This is a genomic window from Synechococcus sp. BIOS-E4-1, from assembly GCF_014279995.1.
Classification (GTDB): domain Bacteria; phylum Cyanobacteriota; class Cyanobacteriia; order PCC-6307; family Cyanobiaceae; genus Synechococcus_C.
The window spans coordinates 248,581-267,512 of record NZ_CP047935.1 but is presented as its reverse complement, the minus strand read 5'-3'; the positions used below and the strand labels follow the sequence as shown (position 1 = coordinate 267,512).

At 54.2% G+C, this 18,932-nt stretch carries 14 protein-coding genes; 4 read left to right on the top strand and 10 right to left on the bottom strand.

What is annotated here, in order from left to right; all coding sequences use genetic code 11:
* Positions 1-84: 84 nt before the first annotated feature.
* On the top strand, positions 85-1,944 hold the full coding sequence (locus tag SynBIOSE41_RS01125) for a hypothetical protein (protein ID WP_186539320.1): 1,860 nt from the start codon (positions 85-87) through the stop codon (positions 1,942-1,944).
* Here the strand turns inward: SynBIOSE41_RS01125 and SynBIOSE41_RS01120 are convergent.
* The 9 genes from SynBIOSE41_RS01120 to SynBIOSE41_RS01080 form a co-directional block, all read right to left on the bottom strand.
* Positions 1,902-2,786 (bottom strand): sulfotransferase, encoded by an 885-nt coding sequence (locus SynBIOSE41_RS01120; RefSeq protein WP_186540654.1) that lies wholly within the window; start codon positions 2,784-2,786, stop codon positions 1,902-1,904. The genes SynBIOSE41_RS01125 and SynBIOSE41_RS01120 overlap by 43 nt on opposite strands.
* Entirely contained in the window at positions 2,779-3,957 is a 1,179-nt protein-coding gene (locus tag SynBIOSE41_RS01115) for a glycosyltransferase (protein WP_186539319.1), read from the bottom strand. The genes SynBIOSE41_RS01120 and SynBIOSE41_RS01115 overlap by 8 nt, the downstream gene beginning before the upstream one ends.
* Positions 3,954-5,234, bottom strand: coding sequence for a glycosyltransferase (locus SynBIOSE41_RS01110; protein ID WP_186539318.1), 1,281 nt, complete (start codon positions 5,232-5,234; stop codon positions 3,954-3,956). Before SynBIOSE41_RS01110 ends, SynBIOSE41_RS01115 begins: the two co-directional genes overlap by 4 nt.
* Positions 5,227-6,366 carry a glycosyltransferase gene (locus SynBIOSE41_RS01105; protein WP_186539317.1) on the bottom strand — a complete coding sequence of 380 codons (1,140 nt, stop codon included), beginning with the start codon at positions 6,364-6,366 and terminating at the stop codon, positions 5,227-5,229. Before SynBIOSE41_RS01105 ends, SynBIOSE41_RS01110 begins: the two co-directional genes overlap by 8 nt.
* Before the next feature lie 7 nt (positions 6,367-6,373).
* Positions 6,374-8,584, bottom strand: a complete 2,211-nt coding sequence (locus SynBIOSE41_RS01100) for a glycosyltransferase (protein ID WP_186539316.1) — start codon at positions 8,582-8,584, stop codon at positions 6,374-6,376.
* A 6-nt stretch (positions 8,585-8,590) separates the two neighbouring features.
* Positions 8,591-10,408, bottom strand: a complete 1,818-nt coding sequence (locus tag SynBIOSE41_RS01095; RefSeq protein WP_186539315.1) for an ABC transporter ATP-binding protein — start codon at positions 10,406-10,408, stop codon at positions 8,591-8,593.
* Between the two features lie 93 nt (positions 10,409-10,501).
* Positions 10,502-11,590, bottom strand: coding sequence for a glycosyltransferase (locus SynBIOSE41_RS01090; protein WP_186539314.1), 1,089 nt, complete (start codon positions 11,588-11,590; stop codon positions 10,502-10,504).
* Entirely contained in the window at positions 11,590-12,303 is a 714-nt protein-coding gene (locus tag SynBIOSE41_RS01085) for a heme oxygenase (biliverdin-producing) (RefSeq protein WP_186539313.1), read from the bottom strand. The genes SynBIOSE41_RS01090 and SynBIOSE41_RS01085 overlap by 1 nt, the downstream gene beginning before the upstream one ends.
* A gap of 70 nt (positions 12,304-12,373) precedes the next feature.
* Positions 12,374-12,829: a hypothetical protein gene (locus tag SynBIOSE41_RS01080; protein ID WP_186540652.1), complete on the bottom strand. Its 456-nt coding sequence runs from the start codon at positions 12,827-12,829 to the stop codon at positions 12,374-12,376.
* A 71-nt stretch (positions 12,830-12,900) separates the two neighbouring features.
* Between SynBIOSE41_RS01080 and SynBIOSE41_RS01075 the strand changes: the two genes are divergently transcribed.
* On the top strand, positions 12,901-14,175 hold the full coding sequence (locus tag SynBIOSE41_RS01075; RefSeq protein ID WP_186539312.1) for a ChbG/HpnK family deacetylase: 1,275 nt from the start codon (positions 12,901-12,903) through the stop codon (positions 14,173-14,175).
* Here SynBIOSE41_RS01075 and SynBIOSE41_RS01070 read toward each other — a convergent pair.
* Positions 14,163-15,101, bottom strand: coding sequence for a glycosyltransferase family 2 protein (locus SynBIOSE41_RS01070; RefSeq protein WP_186539311.1), 939 nt, complete (start codon positions 15,099-15,101; stop codon positions 14,163-14,165). The two genes, SynBIOSE41_RS01075 and SynBIOSE41_RS01070, sit on opposite strands and share 13 nt — an antisense overlap.
* 90 nt (positions 15,102-15,191) lie before the next feature.
* Between SynBIOSE41_RS01070 and SynBIOSE41_RS01065 the strand changes: the two genes are divergently transcribed.
* Positions 15,192-16,616: an NADP-dependent isocitrate dehydrogenase gene (locus tag SynBIOSE41_RS01065; RefSeq protein WP_186539310.1), complete on the top strand. Its 1,425-nt coding sequence runs from the start codon at positions 15,192-15,194 to the stop codon at positions 16,614-16,616.
* Between the two features lie 69 nt (positions 16,617-16,685).
* Positions 16,686-18,515: a hypothetical protein gene (locus SynBIOSE41_RS01060; RefSeq protein WP_186539309.1), complete on the top strand. Its 1,830-nt coding sequence runs from the start codon at positions 16,686-16,688 to the stop codon at positions 18,513-18,515.
* The last annotated feature ends 417 nt before the right edge of the window (positions 18,516-18,932 follow it).

Here is an 18,932-nt window from a genome sequence, read left to right as displayed (position 1 = left end):
CAAAGGCATCGCCTTCCACATCAGCATGCATGGGCCAAAGAGACCCCACTTTCGTTAACGCCTTCACTCAAGAACATTCCGACCATGAGCCAAACGACGCCGATCAGTCAGTGGAGGCCCTGGACTGTATTCACCGTTCTGACAACCACTCTCGGACTCGGAGTGATTGCCGCCTGGGTATGGCTCAATCAATCCCTGAGCTGGCTACCGAATCCCGACAGCCAGGAAGGCAAGGATCTGCTTTATGACTACAACCGAATCTCTCATGGACTGGTTTTTGCGCTGCTTGGCCTGGCCGTGCTGGTGCTGCTCCGAAACGGGCTCCGGCCTGAAATTGAAGGCTCGAATGCAGATCTTTCGGTCAAGCCGAAACCCTGGTGGAAGCATCTGATCACCTTCGCAAGGGAACACCCGCTGGTGCTGATGCTCTGGGCTGGATACACGGTGGCGATGGTGGATGGCAGCAGCTGGCTTTTCCCTGAGTTAGTGGGCTGGTACGACTCGGTGAATGATCACAACCTCCTCTACAACTTCTCGATCCGATGGGACTTCATCAAGGAGACGATGCTGCGCAATGACTACCGGTTCTTTCCTCTCGCCCATCAGGACCTGCACATCCTGAGCTGGTTTACGCCTTACGTCACAATCTGGATGCTGGTCAGTGCCGCTGAGCTGTTCACAATCCTGCTGCTGACAACACAAACAGTGCGTGGAGTGGTAGGTCGAGCAAAACCTCATCACTTGCTCTTGATGATCAGCTTGCTGCTGCTGTTCACTCCCGCCACAGGCTTTGCATTTTTTCAGCTAATCTACTCCGAGCGCATCCTCACCCTTTGCTTTGCAGCATTTGGTTTTTTCTACCTGCGTTATCAACAAACTCATAGCCGTCAGGCTTGGTCTTTCACACTCTTGTTCGCTCTCGTCGGACTTTTTTTCAAAGATATCGGGGTGCTGCTTTTTACGACACCTGCAGTCTTCACATTGGCTACAGGCGCAGCAGGGCTGCTGGACAACTACCCAGCGCTACCCAAGCAGAGCTTGAATCGCAAGAAACTGATCTACTGGCTTGAAGCCTACGGACTTGAGTGCGCACTGACAGCTCTATTAATTGTGTTCGCGCTTGCATACGCTTATCTGAGCTACTTGCCTAGTTATTATCACGATGGTGGCGCTTATGCAGCTGACAAAGGATTCGATTTTAGTCCCGACCTCAGATTTTGGTTTCTGCTCGCATTTATCAGCATCAGGATTGCATTAATCGGCGCACAGCGTTGTCGCCCAAACCTGATTGACGGCCTGAATACTGCAGCATTGCTCTACGGATTCATGCTGTTTTATGCCGTTGGGTATGACGGCTCTAGCTATATGAGCCTGCCAGTTCAACTGGTCACCGTGATGGACCTCGCCTTCATATGGTGCGCCTGGCTTGCCCCAGCAATCAGCAGATACGTTCCTTCAGCTATGGGCTTGAGCCTCGCAGCCGTAGCGACCAGCAGTGGCTTGATCGCTCTTGAAGAGCTGCAAAGCAAGAGCTTCCTCCACCGCGTCAGCGACATTAAGACCAAACAGGACTCATGGCTACAGACCATCAATGAAATCGAAAAAGTCATCCGAGACAAGCGAAAAAACGGTGAGCCAGTCAATCTCATCTATACAAAATCATGGTTCCGAAAAAAACGTTATTTAGATCAATTCAATGTAGATCGACTTATCTTTCTAGACCCCGAAGATTCCACCTACTCAACTGTGTCTGGAATCAGACCTGGAAAAAATTATAAACCGAACGCTGGGGATTTTTTGATCAGCATCGACCGTGGAAATCTTGATTTTCTAGGCAGCGAACTTGACCGCTACGAAAAAATCTACCAATACAGCCGAAGGGGTAATGGTCAGATTTATCTCTATCGCGGAGATTTGACAGCATCCACTTCCGAGCAGGAATAAACAAGACGTCGATTCAGTGACGATACCCAGGGCAGCATCAATGCCATCTGAGCGAGAACTGACGTTTCCTTCATCCAGGCGCCGTCGTACTGAATCGCGCCGCTTCGCTGGGCATCAAACCGAACGCGGTTTCCTGCCAGCTGATGGCTGCTGCTGTGACGATGGGGGCGAAGCATGCGTGCATCGAAGGGAATCTGGAGCCAACAGCAGAGGCGCCGCAGTGTTGCCTCTGGATCAAGAGCCAGTTCTTCGTAACCCAACCGGAAGACAGGCTTACCGCAGCGCAGCAGCCAGCTCTCATAGCGGGCATTGATTCGGCACCAGCGCAGGAGAGGTTTCAGCCCAGGCCACCAATGGCCTCGTCGACGGCCGTCGCGGGAGCGGGAATGCACCCAGGAACGCAGATCACGGGTCAGATGAATGATGCGAATCTCGAGGTCATCAGCATGATGAAACGGCAGATGGAAATCATCCTGAAAGGAATCAACAACCCAAGTGGGAGTGGTCCCGGAGGCATTGTCCACCGCCTCCAGCAAGCGCTGCATCTTGATCGTCAGCGGTAATCGATCATTAGCGGGCAACCACTCCAGAAGATCGCCCCAGACAGGACAGTCGGCCGCGATTGCACCACAGCTGCAACGACGTTCGAAACGAAGCGCACCTCGCAGCTGAGATGGACCACGGTTCTCCTCCCCAGGCCCCGGTGATTGAAGAATACGAGCAGCCTCTCCAAGACCGATCAGTTGAGGATGTGCCCCAAGTGCCAAATCAAGAATCGTGGTACCGCTGTGACCAAGGCCACGGATCAGCAGCAGTCTGCGCTTGAGAACCGCTTCACGCATCACAACGAAGATCTCGCCGGTTTCCAACAACCTGCCTCAGCAGTTGCGTCACCTGTTCGAGGTGATGCTCGATTGTGAACAGCTTCTGAACGCGTCGGCGTCCGCATTCACCCAGACGCGCCGCCAAACAAGGATCCAGCGCCAAACGAGCCATGGCATCAGCCATCGCGCGTTCATCGCCTTCGTCGACAAGCAGACCAGTCTCCTCCTCGACAACCACCTCGGGAATTCCCGCATGACGGGTCGCGATCACAGGCAGACCACTCAGTTGGGCCTCCATCACCGCAACGGGACTGCCTTCACTGTCACCATCAGGCGCCACAACTGAATGCTGAACAAACAGCCTCACCTCACGCATCAGCTCTGCAACCCGGGTCTGGGAGCACACACCGAGGAACCGAACAGAGTGGTTCAGCCCAAGCTCCTTGACCAGCGACCGGGCAGCAGCCAGCAAGGGCCCGTCTCCCACCATCCAAAGCTCGGGAGCCAGAGTCTCAGGACTGAGCTCACGACAGAGCAAAGAGAAAGCTCGAATCGTATGCAGAGGTCCTTTCTTCGCAACAAAACGACCAACAGCGAGCAGCACAGGGGGGCTCTGCTCTGGCGAGCTGCCGTAAAACAGCGTGGTGTTAGCTCCCGATGGACTGATTAACAGACAATCGGACCGTGCACCCAGCTCGAGAAGAGTGTCCGCCATCGGCCTCGACTTAACGATGACGCCCGCAGAAATCTTGAGAAGACGCCGATAGCGCTTTTTAAGCAGGCCAAGGCTGACTTGCGCTGAAGCATCAGAGCCACGGAAATGCACCACAAAAGGAACACCAGACCAGGCACAGGCATTCATGACCCGCACGGCTTCAAAGCCGAATTCCACCAACACGGCATCGGGCCTGTGGCGACGGATTAACCCCCATGCCACCAGTGCAGCAGGTAGGCCTGCAAGACGCAGACAATGAAGACGGGTCAGAAGTTTGCTGCAACCAACCGAGCAGCTGTAAAGGAACCTGGTGGGAGCTGAAATGCTGAACTCATCTCCGAAGTAGGCCGTCATCTCAAAAGGCAATCCCTTCAGATTCGCCCTCACAAAAGTCTCACTCGTGGCCCGGGCCGTGGGGGCGAGCACCAGCAGTCGTCCCCCCCCTCCGAGGGAATGCGGATCGCACGCCTTCATGCCTTAGCCGGAAGAGCCAACACTGAACGCCAATGAGGCTCCACCACATCCCACTCAAGAGATCTCAACGTGGCCTTGGCTGCAAGACCGCAGCGTTCGCGCAGTTCAGGATCAAGCATGAGCAGCTCAAGCGCTTCGGCAAAGGCTTTGACGTCGTCAGTAGGAACCACTAAGCCCTCGATGCGGTGGCGCACCATTTCCAGAGGACCGGGCGAGGCGTCACTCACCACGGAAGGGAGCCCTGAGGCCATCGCCTCCAACAGTGCATTCGGCATGCCCTCGAACCGTGACGGCAGGGCAAAGATTGACGACCTCCGCATAAACATGACCGGGTCAGAACGAAACCCCTGGAAGCTCACCTGTTCACTCAGCCCCTCTTCGGCCACCAGATCAACCAATGCCTGGCGTTCGGGGCCGTCGCCAACGACGATCAGTGTCCACGCGCCGCGGATGGATTCCGGCAGTGATCCGAAAGCTCGGATCAAGACATCCAGACCTTTCTGTGGGACTAAACGGGCAACGGACAAAATCTCAAGCTGACGCTGGGACTGCAAAGCCTTCGACCTGTCCAAACTCAGACCTCCTGGCAAGGGATTAGGGAGCAGAGCCAATCGCTGCCAAGTCCCCATCATCTGCAGGGCCTGCAGCACACCCTCGGTGTTGGCGGTCACCACATTGGCTCTGCGGTAGAAGACAGCTCGCAGGCGATTCCAGAGTGGCTCCAGTCGCTGCAAGCGGGGATCATTGCGCTCGGACACCACAAGATGCACAGGCAAATCCCAGACAGCTGCGCAACACATCACATTCGTTTTGGTCAAGAGAGAGAGAACACGTTTTGGGCGTTTTTGCTCAACAATTTTTCGGAGCCGGACGTAGCGATGGCCTGCCAGGGATGCAATGCCGTAACAAAGCAATAGCGTTGCGCAGGTTTTGCGTCCTGGATACATCTGCCGATCGATCAGCCACCAGGACGCTGAAACAGCCAAACGCACTGCCAGTCGATGCAGCTTGAGAATTTGAGCCAGGGTGAAACGCCGCAACCTGGACAGAAATGCACGATCCTCGGCATTGGTTAACCACGGATGCACGACTTCATCCGGACCCAGGTCAAAAACCTCGACGCCTTTGGGGAGCACGTGTTTAACAGGGTGATCTCGGCGCAGAGACAACACCCGCACCTTCAAGCCTTGTTCGGCGAAATGGGCAGCGGCCAGTAATCCAACCTTCTGAGCACCACCAGCGCCGAGATGGGGAAGCACAACCCAAAGATCATCCATGGCGCAACCGGCGCAAGGCCTCTAGACAATCACGCCGCAGACGTTCCGGAGCATATCGATCACGCACTGCAGTCGCCCTCTCACCCATCGCGCGGCGCCGATCGGGAGCGAGAAGAAGCGACTCAATCGCCTCGACCCACTGCTTGGTACTGGCCTGAGGGGAGAGCAGTAACCCATTCTCCTCGTGATCAATCAGATCCGCAGGGCCCGTAAGGCAGTCACTGGCAATACAGGCGCACCCCGCAGCCATGGCTTCGAGCAAAACGTTGGGGAAGCCCTCGTAGCGGGACGGAAGCACGAACACTGTTGCCCGTTCGTACCAGCTCGCCATGGTTCCGCTCACCCCTGGAAGCAACAGCCGCTGCTGAAGATCGTTGGCATCACCAAGAAGAGCGCGCAACTCCGCCTGCTGGTCACTGCCGTGATAAAGGCCCGGGGCAAGTCCCAGCAACGCAAGATGCAGATGCGGCTGATGCTTCACCAGTTCAACAAACACCGGTATCAAGCGATCAAAGCCCTTTTGATGCGCTTTGGTGCCTGCTGCCAAAATCAGGGGAGCGTCAGGAGGCAGCCAATCGTCAGGAGTCAGCCTCGGTTCCCGGTCTGGCAATGGCCAAATAACGGGGTTGGGGAGCAACAGCTGACGATGAACGCCACAGTGCTGACGCAGCCACTCAGCTGTGGGTCGGGTCTGCACCAGATGCAAATCAGCCCATGGATACGTCAGACGCCGAAGCAATCGCCACGAAAGAGAAGGTGGCTTAGCCGGCGGATAGTTGCGTTCCGACACGACGGTGCTCAGACGGAGACCAGCACTGGCGAGAAGCAACTTCACCGCAGGAAGTGTGGTCACTCCTACCGCAAGATCAGTCCCATGGCGGCGCAGCAGTGATCTCAGTGCGAGGACTCTTACGGGAAAGGCGAACCAGCCGAGCCACTCAATTACAACCGGCAATTGCGGCTCCACCGATCGATTCACACCATCGGGCAACGCATAGAAATCTCGTTCAGGGCCATGACGGGTAATGACCAGGACATCCCAGCCCTCATCCCTGCACCAACGAGCCCACTGCAGAAGGATTCTCTCAGCACCTCCAAGCTTGAGCGAATCGATGGTGAAGGTGATCCGCATTCCAGGATCAGTTCGCGCTGATGGCCAGCAAAAAATCCTCAGCCTTCTCAACGCGAGCCCGACCTAGGTTCGGGAAATAGACCAGTGATACAGGATCCACCAGCTGTCGGAACGAAGGACGCCCGGAGGAATCCAAGCTTGACCAACGACAACCCTGAAGCATCTGCACCACTGCATCTGCGAAACCACGGTGATCCTCTTGGGTCTTTTTAGAGATTGGATCAAAGCGATCAGCATGGCAGGCCTGCCGCAACCGTTCCATCTCAGCTACGACCGCATCAAAGCGACTTGCATCTTGCGCATTCCAGGCCATCACTGCGGCGATCGTGAGACTGCGCATGATGTTGCGCGTCATCCGCGTGGCTGTATTGCGATCGATCGCGAATGGGTCATAACGACGTGCACTAGCCAGAACATGAATCGATGCCTGGTCAAGCGCCGCAACATCCTCGAGAGCCATCAAGGCACGCAGCCTTGTGAGTTGGGTCGAGATGAGCAGCTTTGCTCTGTTTTCCCGGTTGGGCTTTAAGCAGCGGTATGTGTTTGGATCGGCTTCCAAAACAGTGAGGATCTCTTCAAGACCTTGCACTCCTTTTTCGATAGCCAGCGAATCCTTCGCATCGATCGCCCGATAGGTGCGCACAACTCGGCAGTAACCGGAGTAATGAAGAGGCAAAACTTTGCTGGCTGCCAATACATCAAACAGCGCAAGTTGATCCACACGATTACCGGGGCGCGATCCACGACGAAACAGCAGCTGGTGCAAAATCGCCGCCTCTCCGTCTTGCTGCCAAATCAACTCAATCAGACGACATCCCTCGGTGTTATCTCCTCTCGCCAAACGGCGACTGGCCAGATCACTCAGTAAAACCACATTGGTCGGTTCCCACTGAAGCCAGCGCCTTAAAAAGCGTTCTGACCTTTCACAACCGCCAAAAGGTTCCAGAAAGCGAAGTGCAGCAAGTCGTGCCTGAGACCAGCGATAGGTGGGACTCCACAGGGTGCGGATCTCGTGAAAAGTAGGAGCCTGTGGTGCGAAAGGCTCGTCCGGCATCAGCCCATGAGCATGCAGGCGATCCAACATCGATTGAGTACGCAGCCGATAGGTTTTTTGACCAGCACGGTCAAGCCGCTGCGCCAAGTCCGCCCCCTCTCCATTAAGGGAAGATTGGATTGCCGCTTCGAAATCATTCACCTCTGGCTTGCAAAGCATGGCCACATCTTTTTGATCGAGAAGCGAAGGAATTTCGGTGGCAACAATGGGACATCCAGCAGCGAGATACTCAAAAAACTTCATCGGATACATATGACGTGTGTAGTCGTTGACTCGAAGGGGCAACAAAGCCACATCCGCATGAGCCAAATAACTGGGAAGAGCGCTATACGGTCGCGAACCCAAAAGGTGAACATGAGAGAAGCGATTCCAGCTGCTAACGTCAGTACTTTGGTCCGTTTCGCCCACCGGACCCACAAAGAGATATGTCCACTTCGGTGTGCGCTCCATGAGCGCTTCAAGCATGCTCAGATCAAGCTTGTAGGCATCAATCGCTCCTACAAAGATCAAAACCGGACTCTCAGTCTGAGGCCAATCAGAAGGCTTGGAAAGGAGTCCTTGATGAGCTTGGCCAAAGTGATCAGCATCAGCAACATTACTGAAGGGATAACTCCCGGCATTGAGAGGCCCAAGCTCTTGATGCAACTGAGGAGATGTGGTGAACAAAGCATCAACCGAAGAGCAAAGATCCCGCTCAGCCGCTTCAATTATTTGAGCTGGCATTCCTGGCTGTGCCTGAATACGATCAACGCACAGATACACGGATGCCTGGAACTTACCTAAGCCCAGGTAGGCGCGCGTTTGTGGATTGAAGGTCCACAGCAGAGGGCGACGCAGATCGAGCTTTATATCAGCAATAAACAAACTGACATTGAGACTCCATCGGTTGAATCTGGCCGCCAAACCACTGCGCTGGCCAGGCAGCACCAAAGGAGATAACACCCAGATCCCCTGCTTCACCTGCCTGGGGAAACGCAAACCATTCTTCAGACGACGCCAGATTCGACCGCTGTCTGTCTTATCAACTCGCGGACCTCTGAGCCCGAGTGAGTCGACATAAAGCACACGATGACCAAGCTCAGCGAGAGCACAAGCAACATGTTGCTTGTTCGTCCAGAGAGGGTGATCCCAATCGGCAGTAGAAAGAATGACAAAATCAGCCATCCCTTTTTAAGTTGAGCCAAACAAAGTCATTTCACGGAAACTATCAGAGCGATCACAAAGCTCATCAAAGCTGCCGCTGGCAACAATGCGACCATCAACAATCTCATAGATGCAATCGCACTTTTTCACCGTGGACAGACGATGTGCAATGACGACTGTGGTGCAGCGTCGACCAACAATATCCAGGGCCTGCATAACGTCGTGTTCAGTCTTGTTATCGAGAGCACTTGTGGCTTCATCGAGGACAAGCACCTTTGCCTCCCGATAAAAGGCACGGGCAAGAGCAAGTCTTTGGCGCTGACCTCCAGAAAGCTTAGCGCCATCTTCACCAACCATTGTATACAGTCCATATTGCATTCCCGCCACAACTTCATCAAACTGTGCCGCCTCCAGAGATGCCCAAACGCGAGAATCATCGATCAGTTCTGAATGCTGACCAAAGGCAACATTGTCTCTGACACTGCCATTCGTCAATCGCACATTTTGAGGAACAAATGAACAATTCGCCTGCCACGCAGGAAGCTCCTGAGCCGTAACAGGGATTCCATCAATACACAATGAACCTCGCGAGGGGTGATATAAACCCAGGATCAAGTGGGCCAGTGTCGTTTTACCACTTCCTGTCTTGCCCACAAAGGCAATCCTTGAACCACTGGGAATCGCAAGATCAACATCAGAAATAACATCAACTCCTGGCTGACGGAACGAAAAACTGACATTTTTGAGTTGTATTAAATTACGGGGGATCAGAGCATCAGACGATGGCACGCCAGCAGAGCTGAGAAGCAGTCGGTCGGGCTTCAACTCCAGCAGATCAAGGGCTTCCTGCATAAAAGGTAAACCGCCGCGTAATTTATTGATTCCACGAAACATTGACTGCAAAGGCCCTGAAATCCTCAATAAGGCGACGAGAATGGCTGCGATTTCAGGCAATGTTTCCTGGAAAGAGTTAATATCCTGAGCAAAAAACGAAGGAATCACGAACACGGCAAACAAAATCGTTATTCCCATCGGCTCAATCACTAATCGAGGAATGTCAGGGAGGAGACGACTGATCCGGTCATAGCGCTTGGCAATCCCTCCATCCCTTGCAAACCTGGTCGCAAAAAACTCCTCAGCGCCATACAGCTGAACTTCTCGCATTGACCCAATTGATTCACCTAGAATCATGGAAATACGTTTTCGATAACGTATCTTCTGTTTCGTAGCCAGACGCAGATAAGGAGTGATCAGCTTCGACGCAATCACATAAGAGATCACCATCAAAGAAAAAATAATGAATGCCTTAATACCCAAAACAAGGACTATCCCCGATATCAGAGAGAGGATCGAGACAAGATTTCCAGAACTGGTGATTAAAGGTGCAATCACTCCAGTGGAGACGTTGTTGAAAATTCGATTGAACTGCAGAGCAATTCCTTTCGAGCGACCCCCAACAAAAAACTCATACTCCTGACGCATCAGCGTGAGGTAGACGCGATTCACCAGGTCATTCCAGATTTCTGCACTGAGCAGGCTCTGCATCAGCGATACCCCGAAGCGAACAGCGGATGCCAACCAAAAGGCAAGGATCAACAGACCAACGATCCAGCCCGCCTGGTCCAGCAAGGCTCCACCAAAAACTTTGATCCCAGGGATCTTGTCCTGCAGGTTGTTACCGGCGAGCAATCCAACCAGGCGTGCCAGCAAGGCAACCAGAAAAACATCCATCACCCCCTGAAAGAAGGCGGCCACCATCACCACAATCAACTGCTGGTTCCGCCGGCGAGGCAGATAAGCCAGCAGCTTGCGCAGGTTGGTCAAGGTCTGGCTTTGAAACGGCATTGAAGCCCTCAGCTTTCAACCTTGAGCGTTCAAGGCGCTATCCATGTGCTTGAAACCTTAATTCGCAGCCATCAGTCAGCCTTGACGCCAAGGTCAGCCGGACAACCGATTGGCCACCTTGTCGCGCAAGCGATGCCAGCGCAGAGTCCAGCGCAGCCGCCGGGTGGACGGCGATCGCAACACATGCGCAGACGACAAACCGATGGCGCCGTGTGCAACCAGATCATCCAGCTGCGACAGAAGCACTCTCCAACGCTCGCACCACCTGGCCTCACTGGATTCCGCCAGAAGCTCCTCGATCGTCGAAGCCGCTGGCAGCCACTGTTTGGGGCTGGCAACGGCCGCAGAGATCCGCACCAGATCATTCTCCAGAGTGCCCTGACCGATCTGATGGGCGGTCACACCAGGCGTCAGTGTGTCGGCAAGAGCATGATTGAAACTGCCGAACACCACGCAACCGCAGGCCAGAGCTTCCAGGGGAGGCAACCCGAAGCCCTCACTTACACCCTGGCCTCGCCAGTACTCCGCCGAGTCATAGAGATAGACCTTGGAGCGATTGAACAGATCAACCAAATCATCCACCCAGCCGCCCTGGACCTCCACTCTCAGGCCCTGTGCCTTGAGGGCTGGCACCAGCTGGTTCAACACATAGGGGCTGCTCTTGCGCTTCTGCACCAGCACATCAATCGGTCGCTCGGTGAACGTGTTCCGGTCGGATGATGACGGACGGGCACCCCGCTCCAGCCACTGTGGCTCCAGTGCATTGGGCACCCAGAACAACGGGTTGCGTGGAGCACGGTCGCCCCAGTAACCGAGAGTGTTGCGACTCACCGCCACCACCGGCACACCCGGGGGAAGAGTAAAACCGTATCCACTGCTGTGCGCCTGATAGACGACCGGTCGTCCACGCAGTCGGGAGAGTGAACGAGGCACGTCAAAGCCCCAGCTCACAATCCAAAGAGATCTGCCGGGAGACTGTTCCACCTGCAGCACGTCATCCAGGTATGGATGGCCATCACTGCGTTCCCTGTAGGTGACCACCTCTGTAGGACGCAGAGTTGAGAGCAGGCGTGCCGTCTGCAAAGCCACACTCAATCCGCCACAACGAAAACGGGTTCCGGTGCCAGGCACCAGAACCCGAATGGAGTTGAACCCCCCAGACGAAGGCTCAGTGGATGACATCAAGCAGCGGCAGTTTCTGTGCTGCCACTGCGCTGACGGCGGGTCAGGAAGCCGAACAGCACCTTGCCAATGGCCGCCACCAGATTTCCTTCAAGCTCTTTGAACATGTGCATGTTCATGTGAAAGGCGTTGTTCGCCTCCTCAACGATGCGGTCAGCGGTGTCCTGATCGATTGGCAGCTCATCCATGGTGGCGCGGTAGGTCGTCTTGAAAGCCTTCTCGTCAGCGATTTCGTCGAAGACGTAGAAACGCAGACCGTCATCTCCATCCATGTTCATCGCTTTCTGAGCGATGTTCTTGAGGATCTGACCACCTGAGAGGTCACCCATGTAACGGGTGTAGTGATGACCAACCAGCAGTTCGGGGGACTCCTTCGCCACTTTGTGGATCCGCTCGACGTAAGCCACGGCGGAAGGTGAAGGCTGGATCTCATCTTTCCAGTTTTCACCGAAGTAATACACAAGATCCTTCTCCAGAGACTCGCGTCGGTTCAGCTGCTCCATCCCCACAGGGCCCACCACAGGGTGATCCTTGAGTTGATCCACCTCTTCCTCCATGGCGGAGTAAACGAAGTAGAGGTCAGCAACGAGCTTGCGATAGCTGGATTTATCGACGACACCCTTGAGGAAGCAGCTAACGAAACCGGTGTTCTCGGCCATCGTGTGAGCCTTCTTGGTGCCTTCACGGAGCTGAGCAGCCAGAGCTACGGACATGGGATGGACTTGATGGTGTAGGCAACCATAAAATCGAACTTCGCCGAAGAGCCCGAAGGGTTGCGAAGGGTTACGCCGCTGTGCCCGTCGCTGCCGGATTGGCGAACAAATCAAACAAGTCCCGGCAGATTCCACGCAACTGCTGAACCTGCTCGGGTTGCGGCAGGTGCGAACCCTCGGGCTGCCAATCGCCCATCGTTACCAGACGCCAGCGTTCTCCGTCGTAGGTCATGCCGCGCATCAACACCCCCAGCAGATCCGGCGAAGCCATCGCACCATCCTGCTTGGACGTCTGCTGTAGCTGTAACTGCAGAAGCAGACTGCGGCATTCGAGACGTGGACTCCAACCAGGGAAGTGAAACGCCAAGTCAAGGGTCTGATCCTCCTGCCAGCGGCGCGTCTGGGGATCATCCCGCCAGGGGTTGAGATTGACACTCGCGGCCGGGAAACGATCTCTCACCAGGGTCACGGCCGAAGCCAGAGTCTGGGCGAGCTGCACGCTGTCTACTGCTTCTCCTGCGTTCACCAGTTCATCGTCGATGCTCACAGGTTGAAGGCTGCTGACCCGAAGCGCCAGTGGCCGTTACGGTTGCGACCATGATTCCGAGCACTCTCAGCTCCAGACTCAGCCTTTACGGACTGGTGGGTGTGGCGGCGGCAGCCGTCCATGCCCTGGTGCTGTTGGCACTGGGCCTAGTCATGCCGCTCTGGCTGGCGAATCCCCTGGCCTTTCTCGCCGCATCGCTGGCCGGCTATCTGGGGCATGCAAGGTTCACCTTCCGCCAGGAAACCGGTGGCCAGCGCTTCGCTCGGCGTTGGCTAGTGATTCAGTACGCGATCAACCTCACGGTAAGCGGCGTTTTGCCTCTGGCCCTGCCAAACTCCCTGGGCGAGCCGGTGCGCGTTGCCATTCTGGTGTTCACCCCCACAGCACTGAATGCCCTGATCTGGTCGCGGGCCGCACGCTTCAGCCGGCGTCGCAGGGATCACCTCATCACTCCCCTGCGCCACGCAGATGATCTCGGCCTGAGCCCAGCCACCAACAAGGCCATTCTCGAGCTGGCCAGTCTGGGACGGCTGGATAGCAGCAGTCTGCTGGTGAATGGCCCGGTCGCTGCCGAGGGCTTTCACGCCTGGCAGAAGCTGAAGCAGACCCATCCTCAACTGCAGATCTGTCTGCACCTCTGCCTGACCGAAGGACCTTCGAGTGCTGACCCAGCATTGCTGCCTGACCTCGTGGACGCACACGGTTATCTGAAGCGATCGTTCGGACAATGGTTGTTGCTGTCGCTGCTGCCGCGCCGCCATCCTTCCCGCATCCGGATCGAAAAGCAACTTGGACTGGAAATCGACGCCCAGATTCAAAAATTCCGCAACTTCTGCGCTGATGCACCGATTCATCTGGATGGCCATCAGCACATTCACTTGGTGCCGATCGTGCTGAAGGCGGCTCTGGCGAGAGCTGCTGACAACGGCATCACCTGGATGCGCCTGACGGAGGAACCGCTGCCCACTGGCCTGCCCTTGCGCTTTTGGGGAGATGCGATTCGTCAATTGGGCCTGCTGAAGTGGCTGGTGCTCCAACTGCTCAGTCGAAAAGCCCGGCCAGCCATCCATCGCTGCGGTCTTGCCAGCAATCAGAGCTTCGCCGGCGTTCTCTTCACTGGCCAGATGGCAGGAGCTCCGATGCTTGCGGCCTGGAAAGAGCTCAGCAGCGCGGATCCACAACCAGGTTCCACCCCTCCGCTGCTGCTGGCCCATCCCGCTGGTCCTCTCGACATTGATCTGGCGACAGTGGGATTTGCTGTTTCCCAGCCCTTTGCGGCCTCAACCTGGCGACAGCGTGAGTGGCGCGCTCTTCAGGACTTGTGAATGCGACGGATGAAGTAGTGAGGGCGTGACTTCGCCTCCACATAGATGCGGCCGACATATTCACCGAGCACTCCAATGCCGATCAACTGAATTCCTCCGATGAACAGCACCGCCACCATCAATGAGGCGTAACCCTCGACATCCACACCGAAGATCGCTGTGCGCAGAATGATCGCGAGAGCATAAAGAAGACTGAGCGACGAAACCAGAACTCCAATGCCCGTCCACATCTTCAGGGGCAGAACCGAGAAGGAAAAAATGCCGTCAAAGGCATAACTGAACAGCTTGAGCGGGCTCCAGGAGGTCTGGCCTCCCACCCGACTGACCCGTTGATAGGACAGCTCAACACTTGAATAGCCCGTCCAGGGAAGCAGCCCTTTGGAGAAACGACTGGACTCGCGCAACTGAGTGACTGCATCAAGAACAGCTGCATCAAGCAGGCGGTAATCGCCTGCTCCCTCCTGGAGCTCGATGGAATCCACCACCTTGTTGAACACGCGATAGAACCAATGAGCACTGGCCACCTTCAGGCGCGATTCCTGATCCTGGTCATCTCGCACTGCGGTGACCACTTCAGCTCCGGCCCGCCACTCATGCACCATCTGTTCAATCAGTTCAGGGGGGTGCTGCAGATCGGAGTCAATCAGCACTGCTGCGCCGCAGCGACCATTGACGTGATCAAGGCCGGCAAGCATCGCCGCTTCCTTGCCGAAATTACGCGTGAGCTCCAGGAGAGTCACAGGCGAACCGGCATGAGCCTGCATCCAGGCGCGGATGCGTTCCACCGTGGCATCGGACGAGCCATCGTCGATCAGCACCAGCTTGTCGACTCCGGGGACCGGCAGCACACGCTCCACAAAACGCGTGATGACATCCTCCTCGTTGAAACAGGCCGCCACAACGCACACACCCTCTGACTTCGGCATGGGAATGGGGGCGGATCGAAATGACTTTAGGGATTGCCTATCGAGTCATAGGCTCGCCACAAAGTGAAGTCGCCCCGCGGCAACCAAGCCATGGCCCAGTTCGAGAAGATCACAGCCCCCGCAGAGGGAACACCGATTCACTTCGAAAACGGACAACCCGTGGTGGCCCACAACCCGATCATTCCCTTCATCCGCGGTGATGGCACAGGCATCGACATCTGGCCCGCGACGCAGAAAGTCCTCGATGCTGCTGTGAACAAGGCCTACGCAGGCAGCAAGCAGATTCAGTGGTTCAAGGTCTACGCCGGCGATGAAGCCTGTGATCTCTACGGCACCTACCAGTATCTGCCAGAAGACACCCTCGAAGCGATCCGCAGCTATGGCGTTGCCATCAAAGGCCCCCTGACGACCCCCGTGGGTGGAGGCATCCGCTCGCTGAACGTGGCCCTGCGCCAGATCTTCGATCTTTATTCATGTGTGCGTCCCTGCCGCTACTACGCAGGAACGCCGAGCCCACACAGGCGTCCGCAGGATCTTGATGTGATCGTTTATCGGGAAAACACAGAAGACATCTATATGGGCGTGGAATGGGAAGCTGACGATGCTGTTGGTCAGGAGCTTCGCAAGCACCTCAATGAGGTGGTGATCCCAGCCAACGGCAAACTCGGAAAACGACAGATCCCGGAGGGATCAGGTATCGGTATCAAACCTGTCAGCAAGCACGGGAGCCAACGTCACATCCGCAAAGCGATCCAACACGCCCTGAGGCTTGAGGGAAACAAACGCCATGTCACCCTGGTGCACAAGGGCAACATTATGAAATTCACAGAAGGTGCATTTCGCGACTGGGGATATGAACTAGCAACCACTGAATTCCGTGACGTTTGCATCACCGAGCGGGAAAGCTGGATCCTGGGCAACCTGGAAAAGGACTCAGGCTTAAGCGTGCAGGCCAATGCCCGCATGATTGAACCTGGCTACGACAGCCTCACCGACGAAAAGAAAGCCAACATCGATTCAGAAGTGCGAGCCGTGATCGACTCCATCGGCAACAGCCACGGCAACGGGCAGTGGCACTCCATGGTGATGGTGGATGATCGAATTGCCGACAGTATCTTCCAGCAAATCCAGACCAGACCTCAGGAATATTCAATCCTGGCCACCCTCAATCTCAACGGTGACTACATCTCTGATGCTGCTGCTGCAATGGTGGGCGGACTTGGCATGGCGCCGGGCGCAAACATCGGTGAAAAAGCTGCGATTTTTGAGGCAACCCACGGCACCGCACCGAAACATGCAGGCCTGGATCGCATCAATCCCGGTTCAGTGATTCTGAGTGGAGTGATGATGCTCGAGTTTCTTGGATGGCAGGAAGCTGCTGAACTGATCACCAAGGGCCTAAGCGCTGCCATCGCCGATAAACAAGTGACCTATGACTTGGCTCGTCTAATGGAACCCCAAGTGGATCCCGTGAGCTGCAGCGGATTTGCCAGCTCAATCATCGAACGTTTCTGAACAGAAAACAGGTTGATTATCAAGCACCGCTGACATCAATCAAATCAACCTCAACGGAAATCACCATTCATGAGTGATCAGTCACAAGAGAGTCCTCAACATCGCACTCCCAATGTTGTCATCTGGCTCACAATCACACTAGGGGCAATAGGTCTCGGCCTCTGGTGGTGGGTGAATCAAAATTCAAGCTCTCTGCCATCACCAGAGTCCAAACCAGGGAGAGCACTGCTGCGCCAGTACCAAGGAACCGTACATGACATCTGGCTGATCCTGCTGGTGATCTCACTGGGATATCTGATCAACCGCATCTACACGTACACACGCAGGGAATCTCTCAACCCTCAAGAGAAACCAAGAGGCCCTATTGAATCGATGCTGGGCTTCATCAGAAATAACCCAATCACCTCAATTATCTTCATCGCCTACACGGTGGCGATGATTACAGGAACAACTTATATCTATAAAGATATGGTCGGTTGGTACCCTGACTTAGTCCAAGGACATTTCCTCGACAACTTCTCAATCCGAGGAAGCTTCATTGGTGAAACGATGCGGAGAAGCGACTATCGCTTCTTTCCTCTTGCCCATCAAGACCTTCATATCCTGAGCTGGTTTACCATCCACATCAAAACATGGATGCTGTTTAGCGCTGCTGAATTAATTGGAATTGTGGTACTGATCACCAAATTCCTGAACGGCCTACAGCTTAGGGAAACAGCTCAACAGTCAACAATCCTTTTAATAACATGCCTGCTACTGATTCACCCTTCAACAGGAACCACGTTCTTTCATGTGATCTATTGCGAGCGACTACTTTGCCTTATTTTCATGCTCTACGCAACATCCTATGTTGACTATCGCAGAACGGGGAAAACGTCAAAATTTTATCTCACCTTCCTCTGGGCATTGCTGGGTATATATATAAAAGATATTGCGATCCTGCTCTTCATCATTCCAGCGGCAAGCCTATGGCTCACTGACAACATCAGCAGGCACAATGATCAGAACAACATCATCAGTCAAAACCTGTCATCACAAAGAAACAACCTCGAGAAATGGATTTGCAGCCTTACACTGATTTTCTCAGTAAGCTATATTTTTCTAGCATTAATACCAAGCAGCTATGCAGCAGAAGGGGCATACAACGAAGATGCGGCATACAAAATCATCCTTGACTTCCGTTTTTATATCTTTGCAATTATCGCATCCACGCGCATAGCACTCATCTTAAGACATAAGATTACTTTCAATCTTTTAGACGCAATCAATGTTGCCGGCTTCGCTTACGCTGCAGCACTGGGAATTACCTACGAGTTCGATGCAAGCAGCTATCTCTCACTTCCTTTTCAACTCATCGCAACCATCAACATCGGATGGGTATGGATTCAGACAATTGAACTCAACAGAGGGCTAAAAGCTAAGCCCGGAATCAAGGTCGCCGGAGCAGCCCTAGCCTCATCGATGATTGTGGGAATCGACCATGCGACAGCGAAAAACACCTTTTTAAACAATATCTCAGAACAAAAATTTGAACAGGCTTACATACAATCAATTTACGAAGAACTCTATAAAATTAGCAGGAAAATTCGCGAATCAGGTGATAACGTCAATATCATCATTAATCAAAAATCAAGACTTTCAGCCAAACGGCATCTCAATAGAATCCCCTACAAATCATTGATCGAATATGAACCCGATCGTGATCAATTTATCGTCAAAGACGGGGCGGGCAAACGGATGCTATATACACCAAAAGTTGGAGACATTGTTGCCAACCTCGACAAGAGCACGGAGCTGCTCAACCCGATCCTCGAAAACATCAAAACTGAATTGATTTATCGCCATAATCCAAGCCAGCGAAGCGGCCTGATTCTCAGAATCACTGGCATCGAATCATGACCCAACCCATTCACATTGAAGCATGACGATCAGAAATTGAGACATGACTTTTCAGATATGAGTGATACCCCAAAACAGACAGAAGCAATGCCAGACATGGATCAAGCATCAGATTACTCCAACAAAAGGACTGCATCATTCATTCCTCAAAGTGATAAAATAAGATCAAGTATTCCAGGCGCAATGCCAAACTTCACCAAAATATCCTCATAACATGCATTAACGAAGCAGCAAGCAGATGTGCATCAATGAAACAATCATCATTGGTTGACAATTTTTATTTGCATCGTGCAGTGAGCAACAGCAAGCATCTCGCCGCTGGCTCAGCGAGAATCAACCATGCAGAACCAATCCCTCGCAAGCAAAAAGGACATCGGAAAACGCATATTCGCAAATAAATGACTCAATAATTGCTAA

Bases quoted from the DNA above. Each gene is read 5' to 3' on its own strand.
- SynBIOSE41_RS01125 (WP_186539320.1), top strand. From the start codon at position 85: ATGAGCCAAACGACGCCGATCAGTCAGTGGAGGCCCTGGACTGTATTC.
- SynBIOSE41_RS01120 (WP_186540654.1), bottom strand. From the start codon at position 2,786: ATGCGTGAAGCGGTTCTCAAGCGCAGACTGCTGCTGATCCGTGGCCTT.
- SynBIOSE41_RS01115 (WP_186539319.1), bottom strand. From the start codon at position 3,957: ATGAAGGCGTGCGATCCGCATTCCCTCGGAGGGGGGGGACGACTGCTG.
- SynBIOSE41_RS01110 (WP_186539318.1), bottom strand. From the start codon at position 5,234: ATGGATGATCTTTGGGTTGTGCTTCCCCATCTCGGCGCTGGTGGTGCT.
- SynBIOSE41_RS01105 (WP_186539317.1), bottom strand. From the start codon at position 6,366: ATGCGGATCACCTTCACCATCGATTCGCTCAAGCTTGGAGGTGCTGAG.
- SynBIOSE41_RS01100 (WP_186539316.1), bottom strand. From the start codon at position 8,584: ATGGCTGATTTTGTCATTCTTTCTACTGCCGATTGGGATCACCCTCTC.
- SynBIOSE41_RS01095 (WP_186539315.1), bottom strand. From the start codon at position 10,408: ATGCCGTTTCAAAGCCAGACCTTGACCAACCTGCGCAAGCTGCTGGCT.
- SynBIOSE41_RS01090 (WP_186539314.1), bottom strand. From the start codon at position 11,590: ATGTCATCCACTGAGCCTTCGTCTGGGGGGTTCAACTCCATTCGGGTT.
- SynBIOSE41_RS01085 (WP_186539313.1), bottom strand. From the start codon at position 12,303: ATGTCCGTAGCTCTGGCTGCTCAGCTCCGTGAAGGCACCAAGAAGGCT.
- SynBIOSE41_RS01075 (WP_186539312.1), top strand. From the start codon at position 12,901: ATGATTCCGAGCACTCTCAGCTCCAGACTCAGCCTTTACGGACTGGTG.
- SynBIOSE41_RS01070 (WP_186539311.1), bottom strand. From the start codon at position 15,101: ATGCCGAAGTCAGAGGGTGTGTGCGTTGTGGCGGCCTGTTTCAACGAG.
- SynBIOSE41_RS01065 (WP_186539310.1), top strand. From the start codon at position 15,192: ATGGCCCAGTTCGAGAAGATCACAGCCCCCGCAGAGGGAACACCGATT.
- SynBIOSE41_RS01060 (WP_186539309.1), top strand. From the start codon at position 16,686: ATGAGTGATCAGTCACAAGAGAGTCCTCAACATCGCACTCCCAATGTT.